Here is a 16,751-nt window from a genome sequence, read left to right on the forward strand (position 1 = left end):
ATTGCCATACTATAAATTGGCATACTACCCCCTGCACATCATTGATCGAGATCAAAGGTGTGCAGGTGATATTCACAGAGTAAGGTATCATCTAACCTTAACGTCTTTCTTTCGCCACAAATAGTAAACAGCAGGTAATACGAGCAAGGTTAGAATAACAGCGCTGATCATTCCTCCAACCATCGGGGCGGCTATTCGGCTAACCACTTCAGCACCAGTTCCTGTACTGAACATGATAGGCAATAGACCAGCAATTGTAGAAACCGCCGTCATCATGACAGGACGAACACGAAGCCCAGCCCCTTCCATTACAGCGCGAGAAACACCGTCTTTAGTCAAAGCTTTACCTTGCTCTAGTTGGCGTTGTTCGTATTCGTTATAGGACTGATTAAGATAAGTCAGCATTAATATCCCTATTTCTACAGTGACACCTGCTAGAGCTATAAAACCAACCGCTACAGCAACTGAGAAATTATAATCTAAAAGATACATTAGCCAGATTGACCCCACCAATGCGAGAGGCAAAGTTCCCAATATAATGGCTATTTCTGTAGCGTTTCGAAAGTTCATATATAAAAGAACGATAATAATCGCGAGCGTTAACGGAATCACGTAAGTCAGTTTTTCCTTTGCCCTTTCCATATATTCGTACTGCCCGGACCAGGTAACTGAATACCCTGCTGGCAACTCGAGTTCTTGTTCTACAACCTTCATTGCTTTTTCAACATAAGTGCCGACATCAACTCCCTCAATGTCGACAAAAGTCCAGCCATTAAGTCTCGCGTTCTCACTTTTAATTGCCGGTGGTCCGAGTTCAACGTAGACATCAGCCACATCCGCCAAACTAATACGCTGCCCGTCTGGCGTAACTAAAGGTAGCGTCTTTAATTCTTCCGGTGAATCGCGGTAATCTTGAGGGTAGCGCAGGTTTATCGGGTAACGTTCGAGCCCTTCAATGGTCTCTGAAACATTCATCCCGCCAATAGCCGTGGCAACAACCTGCTGAACATCTTCAATGTTCAAGCCATAACGTGCAGCCTGCTCTCTTTTTATGTCAACTTTGACATAACGTCCACCTGCCACTCGCTCTGAATAAACAGAAGCAGTGCCATCTACATCATCAAGTATTGCTTCAAGCTGCTGGCCGATCGCCTGAATTTCATTAAGATCAGCTCCGGCAACTTTTATACCTACCGGCGTTTTGATACCTGTCGATAGCATATCAATGCGAGTTTTAATGGGGTAAACCCACGCATTTGTCAGCCCCGGAAACTTTACAAGCGCATCCAGTTCTTTTTTCAACTTCTCAGTGGTCATACCGTCTCTCCACTGATCTTTCGGTTTCAGTTGAATAAAGGTTTCAACCATCGTTAGGGGTGCCGGATCAGTGGCGGTATCCGCTCGACCAATTTTGCCAAAAACCGTCTTCACTTCCGGTACCGTTTTTATGAGCTTGTCGGTTTGCTGCAACAGCTCCCTTGCTTTACCAATTGATAATCCGGGATAAGTAGTGGGCATATACATCAAATCGCCCTCATCCAAATCTGGAATAAATTCACTACCAATTTTGTCAATCGGCCAGACACCAACGGCCAGGATAACAAGCGCTCCGACAACTGCTGTCTTGGGGTATTTCAAAATGCCTTTTAAAAGCGGTTTATACCCGGCGATCAATAACCGATTAAGCGGGTTTTTCCCCTCAGGTGTTACCTTTCCTCTGATAAAATATCCCATCAACACGGGGATAACGGTAACCGCTAAGGCTGCACTGGCTGCCATTGCGTAAGTTTTCGTGAAAGCAAGCGGAGAAAACATCCGCCCTTCCTGGGCTTCTAAGGTAAATACCGGCATAAAGCTGACGGTAATAATGAGCAAGCTAAAGAAAAGAGCAGGGCCCACCTCTGAAGCAGAGGCGGCAACCACCCGCCAGCGGTTCTCTGCTGTCAGTGGCGTTTTTTCCATATGCTTATGCATATTTTCAATCATGACGATGGCACCATCGAGCATAGCGCCAATAGCGATTGCGATCCCTCCAAGTGACATAATATTCGCGTTAATTCCTTGCCAATACATGACAATAAACGCGGTTAAAATACCCAAAGGCAAGCTGATAACGGCAACCAGCGAGGAGCGGACATGGAAGAGAAATATCACACAGATAAACGCGACAATAGCGAGTTCTTCTATTAAACTTTTCCAGAGACTTTCCACGGCATCCGAGATAAGCCCCGAACGATCATAGACAGTGACTATATCGACACCTTCCGGTAGCCCCGACTTTAACTCATCCAACTTTTGTTTAACGCCATCAATCGTTTTTTGGGCATTTTCTCCGAAACGCATTACCACAATACCACCCACGGCTTCTCCCTCACCGTCGAGTTCGGCGATACCGCGTCTCATTTGGGGGCCCACACCCACATCAGCAACGTCTTTAAGCAATAATGGCGTGCCATTTTCATCAACGCCAAGCGGGATACTCTCTAAGTCTGACACACCATCAATATAGCCTGAGGCCCGGACCATATACTCAGCTTCCGCCATTTCAACCACCGACGCCCCCACTTCCTGATTACCTCGCTGGATAGCATTTTGTATGTGAGCAAGAGGAATATCGAATGCGCGCAGCTTCTCCGGATCCACTTTCACCTGGTACTGCTTTACCATCCCGCCGAGGGCGGCAACTTCCGAAACCCCCTCGACCGTTTGCAGTTCATACTTTAAAAACCAATCCTGCATACTGCGTAACTCACTCAAATTGTGGTTACCCGTACGATCAACCAAGGCATACAAATACACCCAACCAACCCCTGTTGCATCAGGGCCTAATTGCGGTCTTGCATTAGAAGGCAGTGTCGGAGCAACCTGAGACAAATATTCCAGTACTCGCGAACGCGCCCAGTAAGCGTCTGTATCTTCGTCAAAAATGACATACACATAGGAGTCGCCGAAAAACGAATATCCACGGACGGTTTTAGCGCCGGGGACAGACAGCATAGCGGTTGTTAATGGATAGGTTACTTGATCTTCTACCACCTGCGGCGCTTGACCCGGATAGCTGGTTTTAATGATCACCTGTACATCCGACAAGTCCGGCAGTGCGTCTACGGGCGTATTCTTAACCGCAAAAGCACCAACACCCACGAGGATTAATGTCGCCAGAAGAACGAAAAAACGGTTACTCACTGACCATCGAATGACTGACTTAATCATGGTTATGCTCCTGCTCTGTCGCTTGTTTTTGCTCAGGAATATGAATCGATGTGAGCTGGTACCGTTGCTCGCCGACTTGCGTTATTTCCGCATGCAAGGATAAACCCGTGCTAAGCTTAGAAAGTTCAACATCAGAAGCAACATCGAAGTCCATCGTCATTGCAGGCCAGTCCCACTCAGAAATCTCACCGTGCTCCAGCGTAACCATCGAGTGCTGAGGCATAACACTTTTAACGGTTGCTTCAACCCAGACAGCTTCGGCTGCTGCGTCACTTGACATACTGCCATGGCTCTCGTTATCGGCATGAGTGTCGTGTTGCATGCGTTTAAAGTCGGAAGACTTACTGGACTCAGAGTCAATTAAGAACTGAGCCGATGTAACAATTTCATCACCTGCCATAAGACCCGATAAAATCTCAACTCGCGAGCTACCTAACCGCCCAACGTCAACATTAACTGATTTAAATTTCCCATCACCCAGTGCCAGTACAACTCGGTTCGAACCACCCATTCGAATCAGCGCTTCTTTGGGGATGATTAAGCTTTCGTCGCCTAAACCAGCATTAATATTAAGATTCGCAAACATGCCCGGCTTCAAAAAAGCGTCAGGGTTATTGAAGTGAATTCGAACTTGTCCCGTCCGAGTTTTAGGGTTAAGTGACGGATAGACATAATCAACCTTTCCTTCCCAGTCTTTACCCGGAGCATACTCAAGATCCATTTGAACTTTATTACCTACCTCAACTTGGTTCAGTTGCCGCTCAAAGACTTCTGCAATAACCCATATTTTATCCAGTTGGGCGATCGTCATTAAATTCATACTCGGCTTTACAAACGCACCTTCACGCACAGTCAGTTTATCCAATACCCCTGACTGCTTTGCTTTTACCGTAATTGTTTTCTGAATTTTATGAGTCTCTTTTAACTTCTTAATCTCAGATTCAGAGACTTGCAGGGCTCTTAAGCGTTCTTCAGCAGCGTCTATTAGAACCTGATTACCTCGCTGCGAGGCCAGTACAAGCTCCTCTTGAGCATTAACCATTTCCGGGGAGTAAATACTGTATAAAGGTTGGCCTGCTTTAACCGAGTTACCGACCGCTTTTACAAAAAGGTTTTCAATCCAGCCTTCAACACGAGGGCTTACTGTTAATACTCGGTTCTCATCAAACTGAACATAGCCAACTGTTTCGATATCCAGGTTGAGTCTCGAGGACGTGACGGTTGCAGTTGTAACCCCAAGGTTGTTAATAACATCGGGATCGATTCTCACAGTACCTGGTGAACTCTCTCCCCCATCATCGCCATAGAACGGAATAAGGTCCATCCCCATTGGAGACTTTCCAGGCTTGTCTCTGCGATAATTGGGATCCATCGGAGCCACCCAATATAACGGCTCTTTTTTGGCATTATCCGATGAACCAGCGGAGCCCGCAGTTGACTGCATTAAGTAGCCAATAGCGCCAGCGCCAACCGCAAATCCTACAGCTAAACTTATAAGAGATTTAGTGACTGTTTTCATTTTAAACTCCTGAAAATAATAAGTAGTTTGCTTCGGCAATCAGCTTTTGGCGGTTGATGGCGATCGCTAATGCATCAATTTTTGCGTTGACTTCCGCAATCTGTGACCGTACCGCCTCGGCAAAGTCGCCATCATCATTGTTGTAGGCAGTCAATGCGGCTTCAGACTGGGCGGACATTTGTGGAAGTAGCTCTTCGTGATATAGGGCAGCACGTTCATTCAAACGGTTCAGTTGTAAAAACGTACTGCGTAAATTGGCTATTAACTGCCTGGCAACCAATAACTTCTCAGTTTTTTTCGCTTCCGTTCTAAACTTTGCTGAGCGTACCTGCTTATCCTGTTTGTTATCAGTAAATAAAGGGACATCGAACGTAACCCCGGCTGACAGCAAGTTGGCACGGTCATTGCCGCTTGGATCGTCGTTTCTATGGCCATATTTCAGATTGGCTGACCATTGCGGTTTATAACCTTGCTGAGCGAGCTCGACAGACGTCTCCGACGCCAAAATGTCTTGATCGGTCGCTTGCAAAACCGGGTGTTCTTTTATCAATTCGTACAAGGCTTGTTTAGGCATTGTTGAAGGCGAACTCAATGCCTCCTGTAGCGTAAGGTTAGGAACGTCATCCGGTAACTTTGATTTCGCTATAACACCTATCCATTCCGACAATTCGCTTTGAAGTCGCTCCTCTTTTTGTCGCAGTGACGTCAACCTATCATCCAGGCGTGTAAGCTCAAGTTGGGCTCTAATAACATCTTGCTGCCGTGCTTTTCCCTCGGTACTGGTATAACTCGCCTTAGCGGTTGACACTAACTGTTCAAAAAGCGCTCTATCCGATTCAATCAAGCGAATACTTTGCTGAGAGAAAAAAACATCTAACCACAACTTCGTGACCGTTGTTTTGACCTTTGCAATACGATCCGCTCTCAAAAACGGTTGTTTTTGAGCTAATTGGTTTTTCTGCTTACGAGACAACGATAAAGTGTCTCCTCTGGGAAATGCTTGTGAAACACCGACGACTAACTGGGTCATCCCTTCCTGTCTTGAACTAAAACTGTCAACAGGGAAACTGGCAGCCGTGAGCGATATTTTAGGGTCAGGTAAGCTGGAAGAGGCTATAGCTTCACTCGCGAATGCCTCTTGGGTTTGCTTACTTGCCGTTAACCAAGGATCTTCTTGTACAGCGATACTCACTGCTTCTTGCAAATTCAAAAGCGGCTCTTGTGCATTAACGACATTTGGCACCACTACAGTCAGAACACTTAAATAAGCCATTCTTCTTAAAAGTTTCATATTGTTACTCTCAAAAACTGTGAATTTTTAAATTAAACACAGACTCAAGTTATGAGTCGGACCGTAACGAGGACGACGAACGACGTCGTAACGACAATGACCGAACCAAAGCTTATAGCTGTGCTTTTACCTGGACGATAAACGCGCCAGGAGCGAGAAATTTCGTATTTTTAAGAGTGGATTGGGGGGCGAAAAAGCGAGAGAGAATGCTTTTCTTTAATATTCGTATCTAAGAATGAGGAAGCGTTAAAAACCAGCTTCTCAATAGGCGGAACGGTGGGTTGCTCAGAATAAACGACAGTAATCGACGGGCTGTAACAATGTCGCATCATTGAATCAGAGCTACAGTTATCGGTAAGAGAATGTGACACTTCGCAATCAGCAAGATCAGAAACCTGCTCAGTAGGATCGTGCATACATGCCTCTTCCGTACTGATAGTTTGTGAAAATGACATTGTTGTTACTGCCAATAGCAATAGAGCAATGATTAAACGATACATGCGAAGTTCTGCTGTAAAAACATGTTAAAATAATATCTCTTTGTCTGATAAAGATCAACCGATTAAAGGAAGTACCCATAACGAGGTAGTCAATCCAGGTGGCGATACGACTACTATATCACCACCCAGATTTACGACTAACTTAGGCGATTTTAAAGTCTAAATACCAAAGTCATCGAACTTTATGCGCTCTCGCGGAATACCAAAGTCAGCAAGAGACTTTAACGTTGCTTTCAGCATTGGTGGAGGACCACACACGTAAACGTCCAATGTGTTTTTGTTTTCATCTGCCAACCATTTCATTGCGGTTTCGTGCACAAAGCCAGTGTGCCCGGCCCACTCATCTGATTTAGCAACCTCTGAAAGTACCGGTATATAATTTAACCGCTCATCTCTTTCGAACTCATCCCTATAACAGAGCTCTTTTTCATATCGTGCGCCGTAAAAGAATATGCAACGACGAGGAGAATCTGCTGCTAACTCACTTTGTATTAACGCTCTTAACGGTGCAACACCGGCGCCGCCTCCGATAAAGACTTGCGTGTGATTATTTTGTTTCGTCAGCTGAAAGTCACCAAATGGTCCAATAGCATCGACATGAGCGCCAGGCTCTAAATTACACAAGTAGTTTGAACCGATGCCTGGGGGCACCCCTTCGCTTGGCGAGGGCAGTTGTCGTACGTTAAACACAAATCGAGTCGGGTGAGGCCGCGTAGCAACAGAGTAATGTCGTGACAATATTTCGTTTAAGTGTGGAATACGAAACTGCATAAACTGCCCGGCTTCATAATTAACGGGCTCTGAACTCACAAAGGTAAGCTCCATAATGGATGGAGTCAGTTGACGCTTTGAATCGAGTGTTAAAGCTATATCACTAACCCCCTCATTATGTAACTTTACTTCATAATTTGTTGAGGTTCTGTGTTGGCAAGATAACCGCATCCCCGCGTCTAATTCATTGGCGCTCAATAACGCTTTTTCAGCGGCTTTAGGACTAGGTATATCGCTGCCTTGTAGTGTTACTTTACATAATCCACAAGTTCCACCTCCACCACAGCTGCTGGCAATTGGTTTCCCTTTCTGTTGAAAGTATTCTAGCCATGTTTTTTTCCGATTTGGATTAAAGTCACCGTTAGTAATATTTCGGCCTAAAAGAATTAGCCCGGATAACGAAAACCAAAGAGCGAATAACCCGGCACTCCAAATCAATAAATGATTAAAGCTTCGGCCACCAGTGTAATCCATAAAATGCAGACGAAATGCCCAGTCAGCTATTGTCCATGGTGTATTGCGATGCTCCACTACCTGAGATGAGGCTTCATCGATGTATATCCGAGTATTAAGATCATCCTCGATATCAATGCGGAATCCTGAGGCATTCCAGCCATTCACTTCATCGCTTCCCTTGACTCCTTCAACCCTTTCAACCTGGCCCGGTCCATTGTAGCTATTCAGCGCTAGCTGAGTCGCCAAAGCTTGGTCCGTAGACCACCGTTCACCGGTATCTGCGTTGAAGTAAAGCAAACGTCCATCTGGCAGAGACACCTGATACTGACCTACCCCGGCAACACTGACCAGTTCAATGGAGTGAGCTAAGGGGAATCGTTGATGCATTTCAGTAACATCGATTTGAGGCGCTATTTTTTTAAGTGGGGGTTCAGAGTTTTTTGAGACCATATATTGGTGGCCTGACATTCCGTGATGTCCGGTTAAGCTAAAAAATAACCCACTCACTAGCCACAAAGCGACTTGAATCACTAAAACCAAACTCACCCAACGATGAAGCCATTGCATAAATCGTATCATTGAGCACCCCCAGTCGATTTTCTCTTAAACGTAATCGTATAAAAAAGCAGGACAGTGCCCGTTATCATTAAAATAAACGTACCGATAATAAAGCCCTTTAACCACCAGGTCTCGATATCCACACGCTCGTCGTAGTCCATTATGTGTAACATCCAGGCGATATCAAACCCCCGCCAAAACGTATGTCGCTTTACCAAAAGCTCCCCGGTCGTTTCAGATAAATACAGACTGGTATTACCGAAATCGTCATAATTTACCTGCCAAATCGGTAACAAAGCACCACTCACTTCTGTTGGTGGGTTATCAGTCATGTAAACGACCGATTCAATAGCGTCGGGATCCTTCGTGTAATATTGATTCGCTAACTCTTTAATGTGTTGTTCGGTTATATCAATACGCTGCAGCGACTCCGCATTAACTAAAAACGCTCCCTCGTTACTCTCTATTTTATACACCGGCTGTAACTTCTGATTCAGCCATACGCTTTTTAACGACGTTTTTCGTGTTTCTGGATAGCGGCTCAACAGGTCATTTAAGCTTGATATTTCAACACCTTTCGGTATTGGCTGGCTTATATCCTGAACTAAGTGATCACCATGAATATAATCCAAATCGAAGAACACCATGTATGCGCCACTGATTGTCCAAATAACCATTTGCAGGCCAAAAATCAAAGATAGCCAACGATGCCAAACTCGCCAGCTACTGGAGCGTTTCTTTTGAGTCATACCCTACCTCAAATTTAATAAAAAAAAGCTGCCGCTCCCAGGGAAAAGCGACAGCCAGTCTAGTCTTTAAAAGCTGTAACGTACCTTCAGATATAACTGACGGCCTAACAAGTCATATGTCATAGTGTCAGTATTGGCGTCCGTCCAACTTTGAATATAAGGCGGTTCTTTGTCAAAAAGGTTATTAACACCGCCAGTCACGCTCAGTTTTGAATTTACGAAATAAGTTCCCTGCACGTTATGATAGAAAACACTGGGTGCTCGGGCTCCAATATCTCCCGGAGCAGCATTAATGTCATCAGCAGGTCCTATGTACTGAACGGAGTAATGTAAACGCCAATCCTGTTTCGTAAAGGTTCCTGAAGCATTTGAGCGCCAATGCGTATAGCTCCCTCTACCGCCGGTAATATATCCGGCATACTCAATTTCGTCTGCTCCAACGAAAGGTGCAAATGTGTATTCATTTAAGTAACTGACATTCCAACTAAAGTCACTTTTCCAGCCCAATAGATCCGTGTTGTAAAATAGTGCGGTGTCGATACCTGACACATTTTCAGTTGCCGCATTGGTGGGCTGAGCAGACAAAAAGTCAATATCGCCCGTTAATGAGTCTCTCGTAAAGTGTTCAGGGCTGCAAAATGGATGCGATAAATTTTCTGAGTTATAGCAGACGGATAACTTCGTCGACCCAGGAATTCTTTGGATAGCATTCTCAATATCGATATCGTAATAATCAACCGTCAATTGTAAATTGTCAGCCGAACCGATATCCCATACAAACCCAGCAGTGAAAGTATCTGCGTCTTCCGGCTTTAAATCGGGATTCCCGCCAACAGTAGTAAGCACCGTCGCACCAAACTGTTGATACCCTGCAGGAACGCCATCTGCTTGGCAGTTTGCCGCCACAGTCGGGTCCGCGCCAGTTTGGTCCCATCCGTCACACGGATCCGTTGTGGTCAAGTTCCCTTCGGCAACACCACCAAAGAGTTCAGGTATATTTGGAATACGAAAAGCTGTTGACTGAGTCGCACGCACTTTCAAAGCATCCGATACACGCCAATGAACACTCGCCTTGTAATTTCCATCACTACCGAAGGTGTCATAGTCACTGTAACGATACGCTAAATCCAAATTCAATGACTGAACCAATGGTAAATCAGCCAACAAAGGCAAGGACGTTTCAGCATAAACTTCATCGACCGTATAACTTCCTTCTATTGGGTCAGCCTGATTGGTATTCATGATACCGGCGACAATTGACGAGTCAGGATTACGCCATCCTTTTTCTTTTCGGTGTTCGACACCAAAAGCGACAGGAACCCACCCAGACGGCATTTCGAATAGATCGCCGGAAATATTTGCTGTTAATGAACGCTGCTCATTACCACCATTATCAGTCGTCCGAAACATAATGTAGTCCAAAGCTTCTTGAGACAGGTCACCGTACCCCAGCAAGTCAATACAAGGAATGCCGTTGGAACCACAAGTATTCGGATCTAAACCCGCAGATAGACGCTGCATGTTGACTATATTGGTCATGCCGTCAATGGCTGTATTACGGCCATAGTTATAAGCAACTTCCCAGTTCCAACCTGAGCCAATAACACCATTCATGCCGACGACCGTTCTGAACGTATTAACATCTTGAAAGAACGTTCTTGGTCCACCTTCTAATAAGCGACGACCTTCAAGTCGAATTGTTTCACCCGTTGGGTTTGTTGGGTGGCTGGCATCAAACTCAATATCTCTTATTAATGTTCCGGGTGTCGCTAATTGATCGGATGTTCGATTGTTGTATAAAACTTCAGTAAATACCGTCGTATCTGGCGACAGTTGATAATCCCCGAAAGCGGAGAAATTCCAGTTTGTAATTGGGTTAACCGAATTTAGGTAAGGAAAATATGCAAAGTTGTGTTTTTCAGAGCTGTAGGGTTCATAAAAGTCCCCGTTACCGTCCGCATCTTGGTTGAAATTAATCCGTTCGCCAGCATTTGGCCCCGTCAATATGGTTGCTCTACCCCCAATGGTACTTGAACTTCCAATACAATCTAATTGACCGGGTGTTATTTCACTTAAAGCACAACCGGCTTGATCAGCCATATTGACGGCATCGGAGGAGCGATAGCCTAATGTCGCCATTATGCGACCTTTATCACTGCTGGTGCCAAAGATCATATTAACGTTGCGATCTTGACCTTCACCATCGTCTGTCGAGCCCAAGCGCCCTTCTATAGTAAAGCCGTCATAACTTTTACGAGTGATGATGTTGACCACACCTGCTACAGCATCCGCACCGTATATCGCTGAAGCGCCGTCTTTCAGTACTTCGATACGTTGGATCATTTCGACAGGTATCATATTTAAGTCGACTGAACTATTAGCACCGGTCCCACCATTTACAACACGGCGGCCATTCAGAAGCACAAGTGTTCGGTTAATGCCCAGTCCACGCAAATTAACTTGAGCGGTACCATAGCCATTACCTGTCCAATAAGCATTGCTCTGACTGCCAGCAAAACCAGCGGAGGCTGACATTCTCTGTAAAATCATTTCTACCGAGGTCATTCCCGATACTTCAATATCTTCCGCCGTAAAAACCTGAACAGGAGCAGCACTTTCGGCTTCGATTCGCTGAATTCGCGAACCGGTCACCGTGATTTTCTCAACGTTTTCGGCTTCAGTATCACCAGGCCCTGACTGAGCCCAAACGGTTGTTGTATTGAAGAGTGCCGCAGATACGCCTATAGCGACAGCAGACTTAAGTAACTTTTGCATTTTGTCACCTCGATTAAATTATAATTATTGTACTTTCCGATTAGACTTCGTACTGCCATCTAAGTTGTTTATACAACCTTCAGAATAGAAACCTTAGGATTTTAGTCAAGCTAAAAACGATTAAAGTTGTATAAAAAACCCTTTAATAGCAATGCTTATAGAGGTTGTATATTCAACTTTAAGTTATCCTCATGTATCAATAATCTTTTAAAATAAGCTCTTCAAGATAGCTAGAAAAGCAATAAAAAAAGTTGTCCACTTTTTTCAAAATAAAAATAATTTTTCATTTTTAATGAACTTTTACCCTCTTCTGATTATTGATGCTTTTAATCTTTTGTCGACTATAATGCGTACATGAATACATAACTTTTACGTAAGGAACTTGGCTATGAGTCAGTCAACTCAAAAAGCTACGCTTTACAGAATGTCAACGCCTGATCACCAGTGCCCTTTTGGGCTAAAAACCAGGCACTTACTTAAAGCCAACGGTTACGATGTGGACGACAACCTGTTGGAAAGCCGAGAAGAAACCGACAAATTCAAGAAAAAGCACGACGTCGATACCACTCCACAAGTGTTTATTGGTGATAAACGTATCGGTGGGTTCGAGGAGGTTCGAGCCTTTCTTGGAAAGCCTCTTCCTGACCCTGACGCAACCAGTTACCGGCCCGTTATTGCATTATTTATTATGACGGCACTCCTCTCTGTAGCCACGTCGTGGTTGTCTTTTGGTCGCGTATTTACCGTACAAACCATCGAGTGGTTCATCAGTTTCTCTATGGTGGTTCTGGCCTTGCTCAAACTCCAGGACGTAGAGAAATTCTCTACCATGTTTCTCAATTACGATCTTCTCGCCAAAAAATGGGTGCCTTATGGCCGTATTTACCCCTACGCCGAAGGCTTGGCGGGTCTGTTAATGGCTGCGGAATTTGCTCACGTCATTTCCATCCCTATCGCGTTATTTATCGGCATGGTGGGCTCTGTCTCGGTGTTTAAAGCCGTTTATGTCGACAAACGCGAGCTAAAATGTGCCTGTGTCGGTGGCTCCAGTAATGTGCCGTTAGGCTTCATTTCGCTCACTGAAAACCTCATGATGGTCGCTATGGCTGTCTGGATGTTTTTTACAATGAACTAGAAAAAGAGCGCTATGCGCTCTTTTTCTTAACGCTTTTTACGTAAAAACAAAATCTCACCAGCGGCAATCAATGCCATACCGATAAGAGACGCCCAAATCACCAGCGGATCGCTCGTCCATTTCACCCATATAAAAGCGACTAAAACGATGACGTCTAGCGTGATTGCGCTGACAAGTATGTAAATATTGGCATTCACCTTTTGCCTTAGATGCCGTAATACGCCCCAGTGGATCGCAATGTCCATCACGATATAAAAAATAGCGCCCAGTGACGCAATTCGACTCAAATCGAAGAATGCCGCTAAGATCATAGCCATAACAATGGTGTAAACCAGCGTATGCTTCTGAATGGAACCTGGCATGCCAAAATGACTGTGTGGAACAAGCTTCATATTGGTCAACATGGCTAACATTCTTGAAACGGCAAACGCGCTGGCAATCACTCCTGATACCGTTGCTACAATTGCAAACGCAACCGTCACCCAGAGTCCAGTTTCACCGTAGACGGGTCTGGCTGCTTCAGCAAGCGCATAGTCTTTCGCTGTCACAATCTCATCAATCGACAAGCTCGAACCAACGGCCAGGGTGACTAGCACATATATTAGCGCGCAGATAACCAGCGAAATAATAATGGCACGCCCGACATTTCTCTTAGGCTCAACAATTTCACCGCCACTATTGGTTATTGTTGTAAACCCTTTGTACGCAAGTATGCTTAAAGCAATCCCCGCTAAAATACCGCCACCCGTAGCTTCTTCTGGAATAGCCGATATCGATTCAAACTGAATGCCTGAGGCCCACAAACCACCAGCCGCTAAAATGACCAACCCTAAAGTCTTAACAAAGGCCATAAAAAACGAGAACGTTTGAATAAACTGATTACTCAAAATATTGATAAAAAACGCAAAGACCAGCAAACCCACCGCCAACAAAGGGATAAGCCACTGCGCTTCAAAAGAAATTAACTGGCTGGTATAAGACGCAAATGTCCGAGCGACTAAACTTTCATTAATCACCATAGAAAAGTACATCAAGAGTGCGAATATCGCCGTCACACTTCCTTTTCCATAAGCTTTACTGAGGAACATCGCAATACCGCCCGCTGACGGATAGGCTTTCGCCAACTTAACGTAAGAGTAAGCGCTAAAGCCGGCAATGATACCGCCGCACACAAACGCCAGGACAAACCACTCTCTTGCCAGCTGAGCAACTTGTCCGGTCAGTGCAAAAATACCAGCGCCAATCATCACACCAGTCCCCAGCGACACCGCCCCCCAAAGACTAAGGCTTCCTTTCTGATAATCCTGATGTCCGTGTTCATGATCGTGTTCTGCCATAATCAGCTCCTGTGGTTGACGTTAGTTGGACCAGTGAATCCGGATAATTTTCCAGCCAGACTCAGTCGTATTTGATACGGTTACGGTTTCATTCATCGTTAAATCAACCTCACGCCCGTTATACTCCCCGGAAACGCTATACCGAGAAGTGATCACAGCAAGGCCATCGGCTTCTTGTACTGTCCTTTCAAGCAACTGTGAAGGAACCGCCTGGCTAAACTTAATATCTGACTTAAGGTGATGAGCACTGTACTCGGCCAAGGATCGTTCAACACCACCACCTTCAAAGATAAACACATCATTGGAAAGCACATCTTTAACGACTTCCGTGTCACCTTCAGTCAAAGCCGTTCGAAACCTATCAAGCACAACTGTCGGTTCAGATACTTCCTCGGCGCTACTGGGCGCTGAAATAAACATTACCGAAACCATAAAAACACTCACAAGTAATTTCATTCTTCTTATTCCTTACATTAACCGGGGGAAAACGCGCTGCTTAGCGCAGAGGCCAGGGTAAAAATAGTGACAGCCAATACCATTTCCGCCGTTATGGAGTTTTTGAGTCGCTTGGCGGCCGCGTTATCATTTAATTGCGGTACGAACTTTAATTTATGCAATGCGGCAACAAGGAGAATCAGCGCCACAAACACAAGTTTCGCTAGTAGTACCTTGTCATACGACGTAAGCGGCAGCTCTGGCATCCATCGCCCTGTTGCACTACGATACATAACCAAGCCCGCAATAAGGAGTATTGGAACCGCTGCAGACATATGCACACCAAAACGCTCCATAATGGCTTTCGCTTTAGCAAGCGGTACCGACGTTGCCAGCTTTCGCAATGAGTTAAGACTGCCGAACCAAACCCAAGCGACTAACAAGTGTGTTAAAAGCGCTAGCTTTCCCCACCAGACGGCGTCACTGCCGTGACCAATACTTAAAAAGCTCCATCCCATGAGTCCAATGGCGACAACATATAGCACCCACTTTATACGTTTTAGCTTAACAACGGAGTAAACAATCCAAGCAATAGCAACCGCTATCTGAAGTTGGATGAACAACCCAACAGGGCCGGTCCATATAAACTGCATGTAGGTCGTGTCAATCATGCCGGCAAAGCCTTCAGCAGCAAAACTACCGACTTTCAGAAAAAAATACAGAAGGCTTGCCAGTAATAGAAGCAACGCAACAAGGCTATTCTTTCGTTCAGACTGCTTTTTTAAACCGGACAAATAAACGATATAAGGCGAGGCGGTCATCACCGCGTTAAGCCAGAATATAAAGGCCAACGTTAAAACGCTGGCCACACTCCAAAGGGTCATCATTTCACCTCAAAGCTAAAATCACCCGATATTTTATGACTGTCCCCACCCATTGCCGTCCAATAAACCGTATAACCACCTGACGCCAAATTGTTTTTAACAGCAATTTCGTACGCTGCTTTGGGAGTCATGCTCATCGAAAAGTCCAGCGGATGCATTTTACCGTCATCTGAGTGCAGCATAATTTTAGCCAGACGAACATCACCGGAAAAATTCATCGTAATTTCCGTAGGTGACTCGGACAAAGTAGCACCGTCCTCCGGGCTACTGGATGTTAGGCCGACGTGAGCGCTGGCCCATGCACTAAAAAATAACGCGGTACCGAAGGCTAGTTTAAGTACGTTTTTCATGTTGTTTCCTCTTTGTTTTATTATCAATTAAAACCAAACTCTGGCCCCAAGGACCACGCCTGTTTCTGTGGTGTCTTCACCCATTCGTTTCATTTCATCTGCCGTGTTGCCTAACGCGCCGTTCCAATAAACACCAATGTAGGGTGCAAACTCACGACTGATTTCGTGACGATAACGCAACCCCACACGCAAGTTGCTCAAGCCACTTTGCCGTTCATATTTGTCTGAATCTGTCAGGTTGGCTGTAAACTCAATGCGAGGTTGTAAGTACGATGTTTGTGTGAGCTGCCACTCGTACTCAGTTTCGCTAACAAATTGGACGTCGCCTTCTTCATTCACCATCAGCGAGTTATCCATTTCGAACCAATAGGGCGCCAACCCCATAAAACTCACGACAGCATAATTTTCCATAGACGCGTCCGACGATAAGGTACCTCGCGTACCAATACCGGCCTGAAACGACCAAAACGGAGACACCAAGTATCCATACAGCAGTTCGGCACTTTCCAAGTCAGTGGGCTCACCGTCGTCTTGAACATTCTCCCCTTCACTCTTGAAAACAGCTCGGTGATAGTCACCGCCATACCAAGCCATCATGTCCCAGACGGCTAGGTTCTCTTCCTCGTTGGTTCGCGTTAACTCCAACCGATCGAACAGTACTTGCCCGGTGTAATATTCTTTGACGGGTTCAGGCCAGTCCTCTTTCGCATGTCCGGCGACTGCTAAACCTGGCAACAACGCCGCACCCACTAATAATGATTTACCGTACATAATTGTC

General features: G+C 45.3%; 12 protein-coding genes. 1 reads left to right on the top strand and 11 read right to left on the bottom strand.

What is annotated here, in order from left to right; genetic code table 11:
* Window positions 1-87 precede the first annotated feature (87 nt).
* The 6 genes from UM402_RS09685 to UM402_RS09710 form a co-directional block, all read right to left on the bottom strand.
* Window positions 88-3,213 (bottom strand): efflux RND transporter permease subunit, encoded by a 3,126-nt coding sequence (locus tag UM402_RS09685; RefSeq protein WP_058578253.1) that lies wholly within the window; start codon window positions 3,211-3,213, stop codon window positions 88-90.
* On the bottom strand, window positions 3,206-4,732 hold the full coding sequence (locus UM402_RS09690) for an efflux RND transporter periplasmic adaptor subunit (RefSeq protein ID WP_058578252.1): 1,527 nt from the start codon (window positions 4,730-4,732) through the stop codon (window positions 3,206-3,208). The genes UM402_RS09685 and UM402_RS09690 overlap by 8 nt, the downstream gene beginning before the upstream one ends.
* A gap of 1 nt (window position 4,733) precedes the next feature.
* The gene (locus tag UM402_RS09695; protein ID WP_054490594.1) at window positions 4,734-6,023 is read right to left on the bottom strand and encodes a TolC family protein; all 1,290 of its coding nucleotides are present in this window, start codon (window positions 6,021-6,023) and stop codon (window positions 4,734-4,736) included.
* A gap of 659 nt (window positions 6,024-6,682) precedes the next feature.
* The gene (locus tag UM402_RS09700; protein WP_058578251.1) at window positions 6,683-8,329 is read right to left on the bottom strand and encodes a 2Fe-2S iron-sulfur cluster-binding protein; all 1,647 of its coding nucleotides are present in this window, start codon (window positions 8,327-8,329) and stop codon (window positions 6,683-6,685) included.
* The gene (locus UM402_RS09705) at window positions 8,326-9,057 is read right to left on the bottom strand and encodes a membrane protein (protein WP_006956236.1); all 732 of its coding nucleotides are present in this window, start codon (window positions 9,055-9,057) and stop codon (window positions 8,326-8,328) included. The genes UM402_RS09700 and UM402_RS09705 overlap by 4 nt, the downstream gene beginning before the upstream one ends.
* Window positions 9,058-9,123: 66 nt before the next feature.
* Window positions 9,124-11,832, bottom strand: coding sequence for a TonB-dependent receptor (locus UM402_RS09710; RefSeq protein WP_058578250.1), 2,709 nt, complete (start codon window positions 11,830-11,832; stop codon window positions 9,124-9,126).
* Window positions 11,833-12,220: 388 nt separating this feature from the next.
* Here UM402_RS09710 and UM402_RS09715 point away from each other — a divergent pair, with 388 nt between their 5' ends.
* Window positions 12,221-12,967, top strand: coding sequence for a MauE/DoxX family redox-associated membrane protein (locus tag UM402_RS09715; RefSeq protein WP_058578249.1), 747 nt, complete (start codon window positions 12,221-12,223; stop codon window positions 12,965-12,967).
* Between the two features lie 26 nt (window positions 12,968-12,993).
* On the opposite strand, the gene UM402_RS09720 is transcribed toward UM402_RS09715, so the two are convergent.
* The 5 genes from UM402_RS09720 to UM402_RS09740 are packed head-to-tail and all read right to left on the bottom strand — an operon-like array spanning window position 12,994 to window position 16,744.
* Window positions 12,994-14,304, bottom strand: a complete 1,311-nt coding sequence (locus tag UM402_RS09720; RefSeq protein ID WP_058578248.1) for an APC family permease — start codon at window positions 14,302-14,304, stop codon at window positions 12,994-12,996.
* Between the two features lie 21 nt (window positions 14,305-14,325).
* Window positions 14,326-14,760 (bottom strand): YybH family protein, encoded by a 435-nt coding sequence (locus UM402_RS09725; RefSeq protein WP_053954065.1) that lies wholly within the window; start codon window positions 14,758-14,760, stop codon window positions 14,326-14,328.
* 17 nt (window positions 14,761-14,777) lie between these two features.
* A complete protein-coding gene (locus UM402_RS09730; protein ID WP_322295297.1) occupies window positions 14,778-15,626 on the bottom strand; it encodes a copper resistance D family protein in 849 nt (282 codons plus the stop codon).
* Window positions 15,623-15,973 carry a copper resistance CopC family protein gene (locus tag UM402_RS09735; RefSeq protein WP_006956248.1) on the bottom strand — a complete coding sequence of 117 codons (351 nt, stop codon included), beginning with the start codon at window positions 15,971-15,973 and terminating at the stop codon, window positions 15,623-15,625. Before UM402_RS09735 ends, UM402_RS09730 begins: the two co-directional genes overlap by 4 nt.
* 27 nt (window positions 15,974-16,000) lie before the next feature.
* Window positions 16,001-16,744, bottom strand: a complete 744-nt coding sequence (locus UM402_RS09740) for a copper resistance protein B (RefSeq protein WP_053954067.1) — start codon at window positions 16,742-16,744, stop codon at window positions 16,001-16,003.
* Between the last annotated feature and the right edge of the window lie 7 nt (window positions 16,745-16,751).

This window comes from Idiomarina sp. OXR-189 (genome assembly GCF_034373425.1).
In the GTDB taxonomy this organism is placed as follows: Bacteria; Pseudomonadota; Gammaproteobacteria; order Enterobacterales; family Alteromonadaceae; genus Idiomarina; species Idiomarina zobellii.